This window comes from Pseudomonas brassicae (genome assembly GCF_010671725.1).
Classification (GTDB): Bacteria; Pseudomonadota; Gammaproteobacteria; order Pseudomonadales; family Pseudomonadaceae; genus Aquipseudomonas; species Aquipseudomonas brassicae.
On the sequence record NZ_JAAHBU010000390.1, the window covers coordinates 1 to 1,827 of the forward strand.

Here is a 1,827-nt window from a genome sequence, read left to right on the forward strand (position 1 = left end):
CCACGAACTTGGAGTGCTGGCACGCTTGCGACACGCTCATCAGTCATCTCGCTGATCGAGTTCTCTCCCTTCCTTAATCTTTCAAAAAGAAGAAGTGGAGGAATTCATCTGCCGGATCTCGATCACCTCGTTGCGGGGCGACCCGTAGCAGTTCTGATTTACATCCAGAGCAACAGCATCACTGAGACGGTCAAAGGCGCTAGGGCATACCGATGTGTCACTGGATTTATTGAGTAGGTACCTTCCCCCACCGATCTTGGCGTTTTTCCAGACACGGTGGATTCGAGCCTTCCAGCGAGGGATCGTCTGCATGGCGATGAAAGACAGCAAGTACCTCCTCAAGGTATCGAATTTCCAGACTATGGATGAGCTGCATACCTTTTTGGATAACAACGCGCTCAAGGATATCCCGCAAAGCATGCGCGACCCGGAGTCGATCAAAAATCCGAAGCCGGCAAGATCATCCCCGGAAGACAAAGAAGCAGCCGACCGTGTCGTCATCTCGCTCGACGTCGGCATCCTGACTACCCTGCTCTCGATCGAAGAAGCCGTTCGACTCTCCCCGCGCCCCGACGAGATCAGTGCCAAAGCCCTCTACTGGGCGAAATTGACCAACCTCTTGGTCAACGACATCACTGACGGGAACGAGTTTGACCTTCAGGACTACCTGGAGACTGCACGCGCCCAAATCGACTCTGCCCAGATGGAGAACCTGATTTATGCTACTGCCGCCTGAACTCGCCTTCCTGGAGCCGCTCCTCAGATCGCCACGCGAGGAGTACAAGTCAGCAGCCTGGCTATTGAACGACTTCGATAGCCCGGTCTGGCAGTATTCGTTTGAGTACAAAAAAAGCCCCAAGGAGCTGGACTGGAACGTCACAATGTCTGACGGCAGCTCTCTGCTTGCTAAAAAGAACCAAGCCACCCTGGAAGGGTTTAAGTATTTCCTGACATCCAGTACTCGCAACGATAGCGACTCTGGCGAGTCCAATGATCTCAAAGGTCAGCAGTCAAGGCAGTTCTGGCGTGCATGTCACATCATTGATTTTTTGCTTCTCAACGACGCCAGATACAAAATTTCCAAATATGGCCTGGCCGGCCTAACCGGTGGCAACCTAATCGAGTTGCTGGATACCCTGTCAAAAGATACTTCCATCTCCGAGTCGGTCTACAACTGGACTCCGAAGCTCAGGGAATACTGCTACGACCTTCTGAAAGAGACGAGCGAAAGCGAGATTCTGGCGACTCTCAAGGAGCGCCCTCAGCTTCTGATTCTGACTAATGAACAGAAAGACGAAGATGCACTAGGCATCCCCTTCGATCTGATCCCACCGATCCGTGCCTGCCTGTACATGAATGGTATGTACGGAAGCCCTCAGGTTGACTACGGCTATCAACCGAACACAATCGGGCTTTCTCAGATCCTTTATCCGCAATGCCTATGGGGCAAGAATCAATCTAAGACTGCTCATGGCATTTTAGGATTCAACGACGACGTCTCGATGTTCATGCGTGAATATCCTGGCGTGCCGGCGCATACCGCCGCCAACTCCCTGATGCGTGACCAAACATATTTCGCCTATCGGTCAAGCCTTTACAACCTTGGAACCCTGCACGAGATCGGACTTCCCGCGCCGAAGATTACAGGCCTGGTTGAGGCTGACGCGTATACGCCGAAACTTGGCACAAAGGGAAGGTTTAGAACGGTGCCATCGGATACCGTATTCACATCGCTGCGACATGCGATCGAGTTTCATATTGACATGGCACTGAGATCATCAAGGCTTTTGCCGAGTTGCACTGGAGTGTCAAAAGCGCGGCATCGCC

Annotated in this window: 2 protein-coding genes and 1 pseudogene; all 3 read left to right on the forward strand. The window is 52.5% G+C overall.

The window, feature by feature from the left end; translation table 11 throughout:
• Positions 1-237 (forward strand): hypothetical protein (locus G3436_RS27935; protein ID WP_243667262.1); only part of this gene is annotated, 237 nt, incomplete at its 5' end.
• A gap of 73 nt (positions 238-310) precedes the next feature.
• Complete coding sequence (locus tag G3436_RS27065; protein WP_178116568.1) at positions 311-736, forward strand: hypothetical protein; 426 nt, start codon at positions 311-313, stop codon at positions 734-736.
• Positions 720-1,827 (forward strand): annotated as a pseudogene (locus G3436_RS22470) (integrase); the annotation flags it as partial. The gene G3436_RS27065 and the pseudogene G3436_RS22470, both read left to right, overlap by 17 nt.